General features: G+C 67.6%; 25 protein-coding genes. All 25 read right to left on the bottom strand.

Going from position 1 to position 14,288, the window contains the following annotated elements:
* Window positions 1-7 precede the first annotated feature (7 nt).
* On the bottom strand, window positions 8-898 hold the full coding sequence (gene truA / locus BXA11_RS02880) for a tRNA pseudouridine(38-40) synthase TruA (protein ID WP_076432518.1): 891 nt from the start codon (window positions 896-898) through the stop codon (window positions 8-10).
* 94 nt (window positions 899-992) lie between these two features.
* Window positions 993-1,523 carry a 50S ribosomal protein L17 gene (gene rplQ / locus BXA11_RS02875; RefSeq protein ID WP_076432516.1) on the bottom strand — a complete coding sequence of 177 codons (531 nt, stop codon included), beginning with the start codon at window positions 1,521-1,523 and terminating at the stop codon, window positions 993-995.
* Between the two features lie 148 nt (window positions 1,524-1,671).
* Window positions 1,672-2,688, bottom strand: a complete 1,017-nt coding sequence (locus tag BXA11_RS02870) for a DNA-directed RNA polymerase subunit alpha (protein ID WP_030508347.1) — start codon at window positions 2,686-2,688, stop codon at window positions 1,672-1,674.
* A 155-nt stretch (window positions 2,689-2,843) separates the two neighbouring features.
* Entirely contained in the window at window positions 2,844-3,470 is a 627-nt protein-coding gene (gene rpsD / locus BXA11_RS02865) for a 30S ribosomal protein S4 (RefSeq protein WP_030508346.1), read from the bottom strand.
* Window positions 3,471-3,490: 20 nt separating this feature from the next.
* On the bottom strand, window positions 3,491-3,895 hold the full coding sequence (gene rpsK, locus BXA11_RS02860) for a 30S ribosomal protein S11 (protein WP_020542285.1): 405 nt from the start codon (window positions 3,893-3,895) through the stop codon (window positions 3,491-3,493).
* Between the two features lie 36 nt (window positions 3,896-3,931).
* Window positions 3,932-4,312, bottom strand: a complete 381-nt coding sequence (rpsM, locus tag BXA11_RS02855) for a 30S ribosomal protein S13 (RefSeq protein WP_030508345.1) — start codon at window positions 4,310-4,312, stop codon at window positions 3,932-3,934.
* Window positions 4,313-4,543: 231 nt separating this feature from the next.
* Window positions 4,544-4,657, bottom strand: coding sequence for a 50S ribosomal protein L36 (rpmJ, locus tag BXA11_RS02850; RefSeq protein WP_003956441.1), 114 nt, complete (start codon window positions 4,655-4,657; stop codon window positions 4,544-4,546).
* A 46-nt stretch (window positions 4,658-4,703) separates the two neighbouring features.
* Window positions 4,704-4,925, bottom strand: a complete 222-nt coding sequence (infA, locus tag BXA11_RS02845) for a translation initiation factor IF-1 (RefSeq protein ID WP_030508344.1) — start codon at window positions 4,923-4,925, stop codon at window positions 4,704-4,706.
* Between the two features lie 421 nt (window positions 4,926-5,346).
* Window positions 5,347-5,793 carry a DUF1707 SHOCT-like domain-containing protein gene (locus BXA11_RS02840; protein WP_076433104.1) on the bottom strand — a complete coding sequence of 149 codons (447 nt, stop codon included), beginning with the start codon at window positions 5,791-5,793 and terminating at the stop codon, window positions 5,347-5,349.
* A gap of 67 nt (window positions 5,794-5,860) precedes the next feature.
* Complete coding sequence (gene map, locus BXA11_RS02835; protein WP_030508342.1) at window positions 5,861-6,691, bottom strand: type I methionyl aminopeptidase; 831 nt, start codon at window positions 6,689-6,691, stop codon at window positions 5,861-5,863.
* An 86-nt stretch (window positions 6,692-6,777) separates the two neighbouring features.
* Window positions 6,778-7,431, bottom strand: a complete 654-nt coding sequence (locus BXA11_RS02830) for an adenylate kinase (protein ID WP_030508341.1) — start codon at window positions 7,429-7,431, stop codon at window positions 6,778-6,780.
* Entirely contained in the window at window positions 7,431-8,738 is a 1,308-nt protein-coding gene (gene secY, locus BXA11_RS02825; protein WP_076432512.1) for a preprotein translocase subunit SecY, read from the bottom strand. The genes BXA11_RS02830 and secY overlap by 1 nt, the downstream gene beginning before the upstream one ends.
* A 181-nt stretch (window positions 8,739-8,919) precedes the next feature.
* The gene (gene rplO / locus BXA11_RS02815; RefSeq protein ID WP_030508338.1) at window positions 8,920-9,375 is read right to left on the bottom strand and encodes a 50S ribosomal protein L15; all 456 of its coding nucleotides are present in this window, start codon (window positions 9,373-9,375) and stop codon (window positions 8,920-8,922) included.
* Between the two features lie 2 nt (window positions 9,376-9,377).
* Window positions 9,378-9,560: a 50S ribosomal protein L30 gene (gene rpmD, locus BXA11_RS02810; RefSeq protein ID WP_030508337.1), complete on the bottom strand. Its 183-nt coding sequence runs from the start codon at window positions 9,558-9,560 to the stop codon at window positions 9,378-9,380.
* Window positions 9,561-9,562: 2 nt separating this feature from the next.
* Window positions 9,563-10,195: a 30S ribosomal protein S5 gene (rpsE, locus tag BXA11_RS02805; RefSeq protein ID WP_030508336.1), complete on the bottom strand. Its 633-nt coding sequence runs from the start codon at window positions 10,193-10,195 to the stop codon at window positions 9,563-9,565.
* Between the two features lie 64 nt (window positions 10,196-10,259).
* A complete protein-coding gene (gene rplR, locus BXA11_RS02800; RefSeq protein ID WP_030508335.1) occupies window positions 10,260-10,643 on the bottom strand; it encodes a 50S ribosomal protein L18 in 384 nt (127 codons plus the stop codon).
* Between the two features lie 2 nt (window positions 10,644-10,645).
* On the bottom strand, window positions 10,646-11,188 hold the full coding sequence (gene rplF / locus BXA11_RS02795) for a 50S ribosomal protein L6 (protein WP_030508334.1): 543 nt from the start codon (window positions 11,186-11,188) through the stop codon (window positions 10,646-10,648).
* A gap of 18 nt (window positions 11,189-11,206) precedes the next feature.
* A complete protein-coding gene (gene rpsH / locus BXA11_RS02790) occupies window positions 11,207-11,605 on the bottom strand; it encodes a 30S ribosomal protein S8 (RefSeq protein ID WP_030508333.1) in 399 nt (132 codons plus the stop codon).
* A 111-nt stretch (window positions 11,606-11,716) separates the two neighbouring features.
* On the bottom strand, window positions 11,717-11,902 hold the full coding sequence (locus tag BXA11_RS02785) for a type Z 30S ribosomal protein S14 (protein ID WP_030451489.1): 186 nt from the start codon (window positions 11,900-11,902) through the stop codon (window positions 11,717-11,719).
* A 2-nt stretch (window positions 11,903-11,904) separates the two neighbouring features.
* Window positions 11,905-12,474, bottom strand: coding sequence for a 50S ribosomal protein L5 (gene rplE / locus BXA11_RS02780; protein WP_030508332.1), 570 nt, complete (start codon window positions 12,472-12,474; stop codon window positions 11,905-11,907).
* Entirely contained in the window at window positions 12,474-12,773 is a 300-nt protein-coding gene (gene rplX / locus BXA11_RS02775; RefSeq protein WP_143734084.1) for a 50S ribosomal protein L24, read from the bottom strand. The genes rplE and rplX overlap by 1 nt, the downstream gene beginning before the upstream one ends.
* 8 nt (window positions 12,774-12,781) lie before the next feature.
* Window positions 12,782-13,150 (bottom strand): 50S ribosomal protein L14, encoded by a 369-nt coding sequence (rplN, locus tag BXA11_RS02770; protein WP_030508330.1) that lies wholly within the window; start codon window positions 13,148-13,150, stop codon window positions 12,782-12,784.
* 188 nt (window positions 13,151-13,338) lie between these two features.
* Complete coding sequence (gene rpsQ, locus BXA11_RS02765) at window positions 13,339-13,638, bottom strand: 30S ribosomal protein S17 (protein WP_030508329.1); 300 nt, start codon at window positions 13,636-13,638, stop codon at window positions 13,339-13,341.
* The gene (gene rpmC / locus BXA11_RS02760) at window positions 13,631-13,867 is read right to left on the bottom strand and encodes a 50S ribosomal protein L29 (protein ID WP_030508328.1); all 237 of its coding nucleotides are present in this window, start codon (window positions 13,865-13,867) and stop codon (window positions 13,631-13,633) included. Before rpmC ends, rpsQ begins: the two co-directional genes overlap by 8 nt.
* A complete protein-coding gene (gene rplP, locus BXA11_RS02755; protein ID WP_030508327.1) occupies window positions 13,867-14,286 on the bottom strand; it encodes a 50S ribosomal protein L16 in 420 nt (139 codons plus the stop codon). Before rplP ends, rpmC begins: the two co-directional genes overlap by 1 nt.
* Window positions 14,287-14,288 lie beyond the last annotated feature (2 nt).

Below are 14,288 nucleotides of genomic sequence, written 5' to 3'. Positions count from 1 at the left end.
CCGACGATCAGGTGCTCAGAGTTCGCACGCGGCGGGTGGCGGCGGCCCGCCGCGCCAGTTCCTCCGCCCCGGGGTAGCGCACCTCTTCAAGCGTGAGACCGTGCGCGGGAGCGACGTGCACACCCGAGTCCCGTACGGCTCTCCCCAGCACCTCGGCGGGCCACCCGACGGGCCGCCTGCGCTCCCCCACGGTCAGCAGCGAGCCGACCAGCGCCCGGACCATCGAGTGGCAGAAGGCGTCGGCGACCACGGTCGCGAGGAGGATCCCGTCCTCGCCCCTGACCCAGTCGAGCCGCTGCAGCTCCCGGATCGTGGTGGCGCCCTCGCGCCTGCGGCAGAAGGCGGCGAAGTCGTGCTCGCCCAGCAGGCGGGCGGCCGCCGCGTTCAGCAGGTCCACGTCAAGCGGCCGGGCATACCACAGCACCTCACGCCGCCGCAGCGGGTCCACCCCGCCGGGGGCGTCGCCGACGCGGTAGCCGTACCGGCGCGACAGCGCGGAGAACCGGGCGTCGAAGCCCGCGGGCGCCACGCTGACGACGTGCACCCGCACGTCGAGGGGCAGCACACCGGCCAGCCGCCTCGTCAGCGCAGCGAGCCACTCAGCGCCGCGCTCCTCCCACGCCCGTTCCGGCTCCTCGGGGACGGGGGCGCGCCCGGACGACGCGGCGGCCAGCGCCGCGAGCGGGACGTCGACGTGCGCGACCTGTCCCCTCGCGTGGACGCCCGCGTCGGTGCGGCCCGCGACGGTGAGCGACGGCGGGGCGTCCAGCCGGAGGACGCGGCCCAGCGCGTCCTCGATCTCCCCCTGCACGGTGCGCCGCCCCGGCTGGCGCGCCCAGCCGGAGAAGTCCGTGCCGTCGTAGCCCAGGTCCAGCCTCAGCCGCAGTTCTCGCTCCACGCCATCCCTCGTACGGTGCCTCGTACGGTGTACAAACGAAGAGCGGGCCCAGCATCCCCGGAAGGGAAACTGAGCCCGCTCACAGAGCCTGGGATCAGGCCTCGTCCTTCTTGTCACCCTCCGCCGGAGCGGCCTCGGGGGCCTCGGCGGTGGTGCTCTCGGCGGCCTCGTCCTGCGCCGCCGGCGTCTCCTCGGCCTCCGCGGCGGCCGGAGCGGCCTCGGCGGCGGGCGCGGCCTGAGCCGTGCGGGAGACCCTGACCGGGTTCAGCTGCTCGGTGACCAGCTCGATGACCGCCATCGGAGCGGCGTCGCCCTTACGCGGGCCGAGCTTGGTGATCCGGGTGTAGCCACCGGGACGCTCGGCGTACGTCGGGGCGATCTCGGTGAAGAGGTGGTGGACGACGCCCTTGTCGCGGACGACCGTCAGCACCTGGCGACGGTTGTGGATGTCGCCCTTCTTCGCCTTGGTGATCAGCTTCTCCGCGAGCGGGCGGAGACGCCTGGCCTTGGCCTCGGTGGTGGTGATCCGGCCGTTCTGGAACAGCGCCGTGGCGAGGTTCGCCAGGATCAGCCGCTCGTGGGACGGGCTGCCACCGAGACGGGCGCCCTTGGTGGGCTTGGGCATTTCATGCTCCTCATGGATAACCCGCTCCGGCCGTGTCAGGTACCGGGGTCGGGCCGACCGGCGTACCGGTCGTGACTTGTCATCGCCGCCTCATGCCGCCCTGGACGGGCGGCACGAGACGGTGGTGCCGCTGCTCGGAGACGGGCGATCAGTACTGCTCGGTCTCGATGAACCCGCCGTCCTCGTCGTCGTACCCGCCGCCGGCGACGGCGGAGGGGTCGAACCCGGGCGGGGAGTCCTTGAGAGCCAGACCCATCTCGTGCAGCTTCTGCTTGACCTCTTCGATCGACTTGGCGCCGAAGTTGCGGATGTCCAGCAGGTCCTGCTCGCTGCGGGCGACGAGCTCACCCACGGTGTGGATGCCCTCGCGCTTGAGGCAGTTGTACGAACGGACGGTGAGGTTGAGCTCCTCGATCGGCAGCGCCAGGTCGGCCGCGAGAGCCGCGTCCGTCGGCGACGGGCCGATGTCGATGCCCTCGGCCTCGACGTTGAGCTCACGGGCCAGGCCGAACAGCTCGACCAGGGTCTTGCCGGCCGAGGCCACCGCGTCGCGGGGCTTCATGGACGGCTTGGTCTCGACGTCGAGGATCAGGCGGTCGAAGTCCGTGCGCTGCTCGACACGGGTGGCCTCGACCTTGTAGGTGACCTTGAGGACCGGAGAGTAGATCGAGTCGATCGGAATCCGGCCGATCTCCTGGCCAGGCTGCTTGTTCTGGGCGGCGGAGACGTAGCCGCGGCCGCGCTCGACGGTCAGCTCCATCTCCAGCTTCGCCTTGCCGTTAAGCGTGGCGATGTGCAGGTCGGGGTTGTGCACCTCGACGCCGGCCGGAGGCGCGATGTCGGCGGCGGTGACCTCACCCGGGCCCTGCTTGCGCAGGTACATCACCACGGGCTCGTCGTGCTCGGACGAGACGACCAGCGACTTGAGGTTCAGGATGATGTCGGTGACGTCTTCCTTGACCCCGGGCACGGTCGAGAACTCGTGGAGCACGCCCTCGATGCGGATGCTGGTGACCGCCGCCCCCGGGATGGAGGACAGCAGCGTGCGCCGCAGCGAGTTGCCGATGGTGTAGCCGAAGCCCGGCTCGAGCGGCTCGATGATGAACCGGGACCGGTGCTCCTCGAGCGACTCCTCCTGGAGGCTCGGGCGCTGTGCGATGAGCATCAGGATCTCCTGGATCCGGGACGCCCCCGTCACGATGGACGAGAGGTCCCTAGGTTACGGCGACGCCCGCTATTTGACGCCGCTCGCCTACAACCATGATGCCGTACGGCCGGGAGTGTACCGGCCGTACGGCGTCATTAAATGCCGGGGCCCTACTACTTGGAGTAGAGCTCGACGATCAGCTGCTCCTGGACCAGCGTGTCGATCTGCTGGCGGACCGGGAGCTGGTGCACGAGGATGCGCATGTTGTCGGCGGAGACGCCCAGCCAGGCCGGAACGGTCTTGTCGCCGGCGGTCGCGCGGGCCACCTCGTACGGAAGGAGGTTGCGCGACTTCTCGCGGACCTCGATGATGTCGTGCTCGCGCACGCGGTACGACGGGATGTCGACCTTCTTGCCGTTCACGAGGAAGTGGCCGTGGCGCACCTGCTGGCGGGCCGCGTCACGCGACTCGGCGAAGCCGGCGCGGTAGACCACGTTGTCGAGACGGCTCTCCAGGATCTGGAGGAGGTTCTCACCCGTCTTGCCCGCCTTGCGGTTGGCTTCCTCGTAGTAGTTGTGGAACTGCTTCTCGAGGACGCCGTAGATGCGGCGGGTCTTCTGCTTCTCACGGAGCTGGAGCTGGTACTCCGACTCCTTCGGACGGCCGCGGCCGTGCTCACCCGGCGGGTACGGGCGGATCTCGATGGGGCACTTGGCGGACTCGCACTTCTTGCCCTTGAGGAAGAGCTTGGTCTTCTCACGGCGGCAGAGCTTGCAGTCCGGACCCGTGTAACGAGCCATTTCTCTCTACTCTCCTGAGCTCAGACGCGACGGCGCTTGGGCGGACGGCAGCCGTTGTGCGGGACCGGGGTCACGTCCTGGATGGACCCGACCTCGAGGCCGGTCGCCTGCAGCGAACGGATCGCGGTCTCACGGCCGGAGCCGGGACCCTTGACGAAGACGTCGACCTTGCGCATGCCGTGCTCCATGGCGCGGCGGGCGGCGTTCTCGGCAGCCATCTGCGCGGCGAACGGGGTGGACTTACGGGAGCCCTTGAACCCGACGTGGCCGGCGCTGGCCCAGGAGATCACGTTCCCGTTCGGGTCGGTGATCGAAACGATCGTGTTGTTGAACGTGCTCTTGATGTGGGCGTGCCCGTGAGCGACGTTCTTCTTTTCCTTGCGGCGCACCTTCTTCGGTGCGCCCTGGCGGCTCTTCGGCGGCATTGAAGCGCTAACTCCTGGAAATGTGGCTGCTAAGGACTACTTCTTGCCCGGCTTCTTCTTGCCGGCGACGGTCTTCTTCTTACCCTTACGGGTGCGCGCGTTCGTCTGCGTCCGCTGACCGTGGACAGGCAGCCCCTTGCGGTGCCGGATGCCCTGGTAGCAGCCGATCTCGATCTTGCGACGGATGTCGGCCTGAACCTCGCGGCGGAGGTCACCCTCGATCTTGTAGTTCGCCTCGATGTAGTCACGCATCGGGACGAGCTCGGCGTCCGTGAGCTGGTGGACGCGCAGGTCGGGGCTGATGCCGGTCGCGTCAAGGATCTCCTTGGCGCGGGTGCGGCCGATTCCGAAAATGTAGGTGAGAGCGATCTCCAGCCGCTTGTCGCGGGGGAGGTCGACGCCAACCAGGCGGGCCATGGTCGGGCATTCTCCTTCAGTGTGGCGGAGGTCTGGCGCCACACTTCCCCTCCCATGCCCGGGCGAGGGCCCCGGCCTCCGACCGGGGGTCTCCCGCGTGGTACGGACTCCTCGCGGAGGCCGCCTGCGCGGGTGTGTGGCGCGATTTCGTTGTTCCGGCCCGCACGCGGTCGAGCCCGCCACAGGGGCGGACTCAGCAGGGGCCTGGTGGCGACGTACTGAGAGCTGGGCTCAGCCCTGGCGCTGCTTGTGGCGCAGGTTGTCGCAGATCACCATGACGCGACCGTGCCGGCGAATCACCTTGCACTTGTCGCAGATCTTCTTGACGCTCGGCTTGACCTTCATAGTCCTTATTCGTTCCGCATACGGCCCGTCCCCGCTGGCGGGGGGGCTACTTGTACCGGTAGACGATCCGTCCGCGACTCAGGTCGTAGGGGCTCAACTCCACGACCACCCGGTCGTCGGGCAGGATCCTGATGTAGTGCATCCGCATCCGCCCACTGATGTGGGCCAGGACCTTGTGACCGTTGTCGAGTTGCACCCGGAACATGGCGTTCGGGAGCGACTCAATAACAGTGCCCTCAATCTCGATGGCGCCGTCTTTCTTGGCCATGGCCCTCGCGTTTCACAGATCGGATCGTCAGAGGCTTCGGAACACTAAGCAGCCGCGACCTTCGGGCGCTTCCAGAGAGCGGCGACCAGCAAGGCCGCCTAGGCGCAAAGGTCATAGTGAACCGACAAAGGAGTGTACGACAACCCGGGCCGAATTGCGAAACGACGGCAGGGGTCCCGACACAACCAGATCACAGGGTACCCCCCGAGGGGGTATTAGGCGAATGCGGCGCCCGGCCGTTCCTCGTGCCGGCTACCGGGGGGAAGCCGCCGCACCCCCCGCCCGGCACCGCCGAAATGCCGGGGCGGGTGGGTGCGGACTGAGCACCGCGGGGGGCACGGCCCGAGCGGGCCGCACGTCGCGACACCGGACATCTACCCGCCCGAGGCTCCCGCGACTGCGGTCCGCCCGCAAAGAAAGCTCAGGCGCCGCCCCGGGATCGCCCGCCCGCACTGGCGATCGTGTTGATGAGGAGGATGACGCCCCAGGGGCCCATGACCCACATCGGCCACGGAGGGATGAAATGGCCTGAAGCGACGGTGGTGACGAGCCAGATCATCCAGCTCACGCCGCTGGCGGTCGCCCAAGCGCTCCACGCGCCCTTCAGGCTGCGCGCCTTGTCGTCAGGCCGGGCGGGATGGGGTCGTTGCACGGACTCGGTCGCGGCGGGCAGCCGGTGCAGGTCGATCTCCGGCAGATCGTAGGTGAGCCTGGCCAGTTCCCCGTACGTACGGCTCTGGTAGACCTGCTCCAGCCGCTCGTTGAACTCGTCGATGGTGAGCCTGCCCTCGGCCACGTGCTCGCGCAGTGCCGCGGCGACCCGGTCACGGTCGCCGTCGGAGGCCCGCATCTCCGGCGCTGCCGCCATCACCATCTCCTGGTCTTTCGAGCGATACGACCATTATCGTTCACGCGCCGCCGGAACGGGCGCCGGTTCAGGAGGCGCTCTCACCCGCGTCCACGGCGACGCCGGGGAAGCGGGAGGCTCCGCCGTCGAGCGCCGTGAGGACCAGGGGGCCGTTCTCCGTCACCGCGACGCTGTGCTCGAAGTGGGCCGAGGCGCGGCCGTCGAGCGTCACGACCGTCCAGTCGTCGGCCAGCACCTTGGTGCGGTCGGTGCCGAGGTTCACCATCGGCTCGATCGCGAAGCACATGCCGGCCTCGAAGCGGGGGCCGCGCCCCGGCCTGCCGTGGTTGGCCACCCAGGGGTCCATGTGCATCTCGGTGCCGATGCCGTGGCCGCCGTACTCCTGAGGGATGCCGTAGCGGCCCTGAGAGCGCACGTACTGCTCGATCTGGTGGCCGATGTCGGACAGGTGCCCCCCGACCCGCAGGGCGGCGATGCCGCGCCACATGGCCTCCTCGGTCACCCGCATGAGCTCGGTCAGCGCGGGGTCGACCTCGCCGATCCCGACGGTGATCGCCGAGTCGCCGTGCCACCCGTCGAGGATCGCGCCGCAGTCGATCGAGATGATGTCGCCCTCGCGGAACGGGCGACGGTCGGTGGGGATGCCGTGCACGACCTCGTCGTTCACGGAAGCGCAGATCGTGGCGGGGAAGCCCTGGTAGCCCTTGAAGGACGGGATCGCACCCTCGCCCCTGATGGCCTCCTCGGCGATGGCGTCGAGGTCGAGCGGCGTCATCCCGGGCCGGACCGACGTCCGGAGCAGCTCCAGCGTCCGGGCCACGACCAGGCCGGCCGCACGCATCTTCTCCAGTTGCTCGGCGCCTTTGATCTGGATTCCGTGCCGGTTCTTCTTGAACACGTGTCGCACCCCCTCTCGAAATTGTCCCATATAAGCCTGAACGCCACCCCATGCACTGGAGTGGCGTTCCCGGCTGCGGTAATGAATCAGTCGGCGAACCGCCGCAGCGCCGACATCGCCCGCTGAGTGATCTCCTCGACCGGCCCGGTCGCGTCGACCCCCTGCAGAATCCCCTCGTCGGCGTAGAACGAGATCAGCGGCGCCGTCTGCTCCTGGTAGACCTCCAGGCGCCGCCTGATGGTCTCCTCACGATCGTCGTCCCGCTGGAAGAGCTCCCCGCCGCAGGCGTCGCAGACACCCTCCACGGCGGGCGGGTCGAACACGACATGCCACACCTTGCCGCAGGAACGGCACGTACGACGGCCCGCCAGCCGCCGGACGACCTCGTCGTCCTCGACGACCAGGTTGAGGACAACGTCGAGCGCCGTGCCGAACTCGGCCAGCATCTTCTTGAGGACCTCGGCCTGGGGCACGTTGCGGGGGAAGCCGTCCAGGAGGAAGCCCTCCTGCGCGTCGTCCTCCGCCAGCCGGTCGCGGACCATGGCCACGGTCACCTCGTCGGGGACGAGGTCACCGCGGTCCATGTACTCCTTGGCGAGCTTGCCGAGCTCCGTGCCGCCCGAGACGTTGGCACGGAAGATGTCGCCTGTCGAGATTTTCGGGATCGACAGGTGCGAAGCGATGAACTGGGCCTGCGTCCCCTTACCCGCTCCGGGGGGCCCAACCAGGACGACGCGCACTATCTCAGGAAGCCCTCGTAGTTGCGCTGCTGAAGCTGGCTCTCGATCTGCTTGACCGTGTCCAGACCAACACCAACCATGATCAGAATGCTGGTCCCTCCGAACGGGAAGTTCTGGCTCGCACCGGCCACCGCCAGCGCGATGATCGGGATGAGCGAGATCACACCCAGATACGGAGCGCCCGCGGCCGTGAGCCTGTTGAGCACGTAGCTCAGGTACTCAGCGGTCGGCCGGCCCGGACGGATGCCCGGGATGAACCCACCGTACTTCTTCATGTTGTCAGCCACTTCAGGGGGGTTGAAAGTGATGGACACGTAGAAGTACGTGAAGAAGACGATCAGCAGGAAGAACGTGGCCATGTAGATGGGGTGGTCGCCCCTGATCATGTTCTGGGCCAGCCACTCGACGACCACGTTGGGCTTCTGGCTGTTGCCGAACAGCGTGACCAGAAGCTGCGGCAGGTAGAGCAGCGACGAGGCGAAGATGACCGGGATGATGCCGGCCTGGTTCACCTTGAGCGGGATGTAGGTCGAGGTGCCGCCGTACATGCGACGGCCGACCATCCGCTTGGCGTACTGCACAGGAACCCGGCGCTGCGCCTGCTCGATGAACACGACGACGCCGATCATCACGACGCCGACGACCATCACGACGACGAACTTGAACGGGCTCTGCCGGAAGATGTTCACGAGCTCCGACGGGAACACCGCGATGACCTGGGTGAAGATCAGGATCGACATGCCGTTGCCGACGCCGCGGTCGGTCACCAGCTCGCCCAGCCACATGATCACGGCGGTGCCGGCGGTCATCGTGATGACCATGGTGATCAGCGGGAAGACGTCCTGGCTGAGCAGGATCTCCTGGTTACAGTTCTGGAAGAGCTGCCCGCTGCGGGCCAGCGCGACGAACGCGGTGGACTGCAGCACCGCCAGCCCGATGGTCAGGTAACGGGTGTACTGCGTAATCCTCGCCGTACCGGCCTGGCCCTCCTTCTTGAGGGCCTCGAGCCGCGGGATCACCACCGTCAGCAGCTGCAGGATGATGCTCGCGGTGATGTACGGCATGATGCCGAGCGCGAACACTGAAAGTTTCAACAGGGCGCCGCCGCTGAAGAGCTGCACCATCCCGTAGATGTTGGCAGCGTCTCCCGCCTGGGCCTGCTCAAGACACAGGGCCACGTTCCGGGCGTTCACGCCCGGGGTGGGAAGCACCGAGCCAAGCCGGAACAGCACGATGATGCCCAGTGTGAAAAGCAGCTTCTTGCGCAGGTCAGGCGTTCGGAACGCCCGGGTAATCGCGGTCAGCACGGTCCCTCCTGCGCGCCAGTGACGCGGTAACGGTCGGCGATGGCCCGCAAGGCGTCCATCGACATGTCTTCCTGCCAGAGTGCTTGGTCGGACACGGGTGGACCCCCGTGCCAGGCGAACTCTAACGCACTACGGGCGCGGAGGCTCATAACGAACCTCCGCGCCTCGCGCAGCGTCATGCCTACAGCTCGGAAACCGAGCCACCGGCCGCGGCGATCTTCTCCTTCGCACTGGCGGAGAAGGCGTGCGCCTGCACGTTCAGCGCCACGGAGATCTCGCCGGTGCCCAGCACCTTGACGGGCTGGTTCTTACGGACCGCACCCTTGGCCACCAGGGCGTCGAGCGTGACGTCGCCGCCCTGGGGGAACAGCTCCCCGAGCCTGTCCAGGTTGACGACCTGGTAGGTCGTCTTGAACAGGGCGTTGGAGAAGCCCTTCAGCTTCGGCAGCCGCCGCTGGAGCGGGACCTGGCCACCCTCGAAGCCCGGCATCACAGCCGTACGGGCCCTGGTGCCCTTGGTGCCACGGCCGGCCGTCTTGCCCTTGGAGCCCTCGCCACGGCCCTTGCGGGTCTTGGCCTTGTTGGAGCCGGGGGCCGGACGGAGGTCGTGGATCTTGAGCGGAGCGTTCTCGGTCATGACTAGTCGACCTCCTCAACCACGACGAGGTGCGACACCTTGGCGACCATGCCCCGGATCTCCGGGCGGTCCTCCTTGACGACGACGTCGCCGATTCGCTTCAGACCCAGCGAACGCAGCGATTCACGCTGGTTCTGCTGGCCACCGATCTTGGACCGGGTCTGGGTGATCTTCAGACGAGCCATCACTAGCTCACCGCCTTCGCGGCCGCCGCAGCCTCGGCCAGGCCCTCCGCGCGAGCCTTCAGCATCGCCTTGGGAGCGACGTCCTCGATCGGCAGACCACGACGGGCGGCGATCTCCTCGGGCCTGCTGAGGCCCTTCAAAGCGGCCACGGTGGCGTGCACGATGTTGATCGGGTTGTCCGAGCCGAGCGACTTGGACAGCACGTCGTGGATCCCGGCGCACTCCAGGACCGCGCGAACCGGGCCACCCGCGATGACGCCCGTACCGGGCGAGGCCGGACGCAGGAGGACGACGCCGGCGGCGTCCTCGCCCTGCACCGGGTGCGGGATGGTGCCCTGGATGCGCGGAACCTTGAAGAAGTGCTTCTTGGCCTCCTCGACGCCCTTGGCGATCGCCGCGGGCACCTCCTTGGCCTTGCCGTAGCCGACCCCGACGAGACCGTTGCCGTCGCCGACGATGACCAGCGCGGTGAAGCTGAAGCGCCGACCGCCCTGGACGACCTTGGCCACTCGGTTGATCTTTACGACGCGCTCGATGTACGAGACGCCCTTGTCTGCGGCGCCACCGCGGCGGTCATCACGACGGTCACGCCGCTCGCCACCGCCGCCGGCACCGCGACGCGGAGCTGCAGCCATCAGTGGTTCCTCTTCTCGTTGCTCTTTGGATGGGCCGTCAGTCGCGACCCATGGGCCGGAGTCATCAGAACTCCAGCCCGCCTTCACGGGCGCTGTCCGCGAGAGCCGCGATGCGCCCCGCGTAGCGGTTGCCACCGCGGTCGAACACGACAGCGGTGATCCCGGCGGTCTTGGCCCGCTGAGCGAGAAGCTCGCCGACCTTCTTCGCCTTCTCGGTCTTGTCACCCTCGGCACCGCGCAGCGAGACCTCCATGGTGGAGGCGCTCACCAGCGTGTGGCCCTGAGTGTCGTCGACGATCTGCACGAACAGGTGACGGGTCGACCGGTTGACGACCAGGCGCGGACGCTCGGCAGTGCCGAAGACGTTCTTGCGGACACGGTGGTGCCGGCGAGCCCGGGAGACCGTGCGGGCGGCCGTGTGCTTGCCGAACGCAGTCTTTCCAGCCATGCCTACTTACCAGCCTTTCCGACCTTGCGGCGGACAACCTCGCCCTGGTAGCGCACGCCCTTGCCCTTATACGGGTCCGGCTTGCGCAGCTTCCTGATGTTGGCGGCGACCTCGCCGACCCGCTGCTTGTCGATGCCGTCCACGTGGAACAGGGTCGGCCTCTCGACGCGGAAGCTGACGCCCTCGGGAGCCTTGATGATCACCGGGTGGCTGAAGCCCAGCGAGAACTCCAGCTCCGTCGGGCCCTTGGCCTGGACGCGGTAACCGACGCCGACGATCTCGAGCGTCTTCGTGTAGCCCTGCGTGACACCCGCCACCATGTTGGAGATGAGCGTGCGGGACAGCCCGTGCAGCGCACGAACCTTGTTCTCGTCGTTCGGGCGGGTGACGGTGATGGTGCCGTCCTCGCCGCGCGAGACCTCGATGGGCTCGGCGACCGTGTGAGTGAGCGTGCCCTTGGGCCCCTTGACCTGGACTTCCCGGCCGTCGATCGTGATGTCGACACCCGCCGGTACGGGGATGGGCAGCCGTCCGATTCGCGACATGCTGAGTGCCTCCCCTCGTTACCAGACGTAGGCGAGGACTTCCCCGCCCACTCCACGCTTGCTCGCCTGCCGGTCCGTCATCAGACCGCCGGACGTCGAGATGATCGCGACGCCCAGACCGCCCAGAACTCGGGGCAGGTTGTCCTTCTTTGCATAGACCCGCAGACCGGGCTTCGACACCCGGCGCAGGCCTGCGATGGCGCGCTCGCGGCTGGGGCCGAACTTCAGCTCCATCACGAGGTTCTTGCCAACCTTCGCGTCCTCGACGCTCCAGCCCTGGATGTAGCCCTCCTGCTGGAGGATCTCCGCGATGTGTGCCTTGATCTTGGAGTAAGGCATGCTCACGGTGTCGTGATAGGCCGAGTTCGCGTTACGCAGACGCGTCAGCATGTCTGCGATCGGGTCGGTCATCGTCATGGCCGGTGGCCTTCCTCACCGCGGTTTCCCGATGGGACCTTCGGTGTGGTCGTGGGCGCTGTGATCAGCGCCCGGTTGATATGACTTCTGTACGGCTGGCCCGCGGAGGGCTTACCAGCTCGACTTCGTGATGCCGGGCAGCTCGCCCCGGTGCGCCATCTCGCGGAAGCACACCCGGCACAGCCCGAACTTGCGGTAGACAGCGCGGGGACGACCGCAGCGGGAGCACCGAGTGTACGCCCGGACCTCGAACTTCTGCTTGCGCGCTGCCTTGACCTTCAGCGACGTCTTCGCCATGATCAGGCCTCCTTGAAGGGGAAACCGAGGAGCTTCAGCAGCGCCCGGCCCTGCTCGTCGTTCTTCGCGGTGGTCACGACCGTGATGTCCATGCCCCGCTGCCGGTCCACCTTGTCCTGGTCGACCTCGTGGAACATGACCTGCTCGGTGAGGCCGAAGGTGTAGTTGCCGTTGCCGTCGAACTGCTTCGGCGACAGACCACGGAAGTCCCGGATACGCGGCAGCGCCAGCGACAGCAGGCGGTCGAGGAACTCCCACATGCGGTCGCCGCGCAGCGTCACGTGCGCGCCGATCGGCATGCCCTCGCGCAGCTTGAACTGCGCGATGGACTTGCGGGCGCGGGCGACGGCCGGCTTCTGGCCGGTGATCGCGGTCAGGTCGCGAACGGCGCCCTCGATGAGCTTCGAGTCGCGGGCGGCCTCGCCGACACCCATGTTCACCTTGATCTTGGTGATCGTGGGCACCTGCATGATGTTCTCGATGCCGAACTCCTCGCGCAGCTTCGCGATGATCTCCTCGCGGTAGCGCTGCTTGAGGCGCGGAACGGTGCGCTCTTCAGTCGTGGCGGTCATCAGCTGTCCTCACCCGTCGCCTCGGCGTCGCCCTTGTCGGCGGCCTTCTTCTCGGGCTTCTTCTCGTCATCCTTGAGCTTCTTCACGTTGCTCACGTGGATGGGAGCCTCCATGGTCTGCACGCCGCCTTCCTTGGCGCCGCGCGGTCCCTGGTTGGTGACCTTGGAGTGCTTCTTGATCATGTTGACGCCCTCGACCACCACGCGCTCGTCACGCGGGTAGGCGGCGATGATCCGGCCCTTGGCGCCCTTGTCCTTGCCGGCGATGACCTGGACGAGGTCGCCCTTCTTCACGTGCAGCTTCGGCATCACAGCACCTCCGGCGCGAGCGAGATGATGCGCATGAACTTCTTGTCGCGCAGTTCACGGCCCACCGGGCCGAAGATGCGGGTGCCCCGGGGGTCACCGCTGTCCTTGATGATGACCGCGGCGTTCTCGTCGAAGCGGATGTAGGAGCCGTCGGGGCGGCGGCGCTCCTTCACGGTGCGCACCACGACAGCCTTGACAACGTCGCCTTTCTTAACGCCTCCGCCGGGAATGGCGTCCTTCACCGTGCCCACGATGATGTCGCCGATTCCCGCGTAGCGCCGACCCGAGCCGCCGAGCACGCGGATGCAAAGAATCTCCTTGGCACCCGTGTTGTCGGCGACCTTGAGCCGCGACTCCTGCTGGATCACGTCTACTCCTGTGTGTCGTGCCGGTTCTCACCCTCACGGTGAGCCTGGCCGAACCTGATGTGGTCTTTTTCCCTCGGCGACAGCCGTACGACCGCCGCCGCGGGCGGACGGGACCGATGGTCGGCCCCGCCCCTTGGACACCATCATGGGGGGCGGTCTCCCACCCCCCACGAGGCGCGTCTGTGGTGTTACTTGGCCTTCTCGAGGATCTCGACGACCCGCCACCGCTTGGTGGCCGACAGCGGCCGGGTCTCCATCAGGAGGACACGGTCGCCGACGCCGCAGGTGTTCTGCTCGTCGTGGGCCTTGTACTTGGTCGTACGGCGGATGACCTTGCCGTACAGCGGGTGCTTGACGCGGTCCTCGACGGCGACGACGACGGTCTTGTCCATCTTGTCGCTGACGACCAGGCCCTCGCGGGTCTTGCGGTAGTTCCGCTGAGTCTCCGCGGTCGTCTCAGTGGTCGGGGTCTCGGTTGCTTCAGACATCGCTCGGCTCCTTCTCGACCGTGACGATTCCGAGCTCGCGCTCGCGCATCACGGTGTAGATGCGGGCGATCTCGCGGCGGACGGCGCGCAGCCGCCCGTGGCTCTCCAGCTGACCCGTCGCCGACTGGAAGCGGAGGTTGAACAGCTCCTCCTTGGCTTCCTTCAGCTTCTGGACCAGCACCTCCTGGTCCTCGACACGCAGCTCCGCGGCGGTCAGACCCTTAGCCATCACGCCTCACCCACTTCACGCTTGACGAAACGGCACTTCATGGGGAGCTTGTGCATCGCGCGCCGCATGGCCTCACGGGCCACGGGCTCGGCGACACCGGACAGCTCGAACATGACACGGCCGGGCTTGACATTGGCGATCCACCACTCCGGAGAACCCTTACCGGAACCCATGCGGGTCTCGGCCGGCTTCTTCGTCAGGGGGCGGTCCGGGAAGATGTTGATCCACACCTTGCCGCCACGGCGGATGTGCCGGGTCATGGCGATACGCGCGGCCTCGATCTGGCGGTTGGTCACGTAGGAGTGCTCAAGCGCCTGAATGCCGAACTCGCCGAAGACGACCCGGGTGCCGCCCTTGGCGGCGCCGCTGCGGTCGGGCCGGTGCTGCTTGCGGTGCTTGACCCTGCGCGGGATCAGCATGG

The organism is Microbispora rosea, from assembly GCF_900156315.1.
GTDB classification, from domain to species: Bacteria; Actinomycetota; Actinomycetes; order Streptosporangiales; family Streptosporangiaceae; genus Microbispora; species Microbispora rosea.
This window is presented reverse-complemented; position numbering and strand designations above follow the sequence as displayed.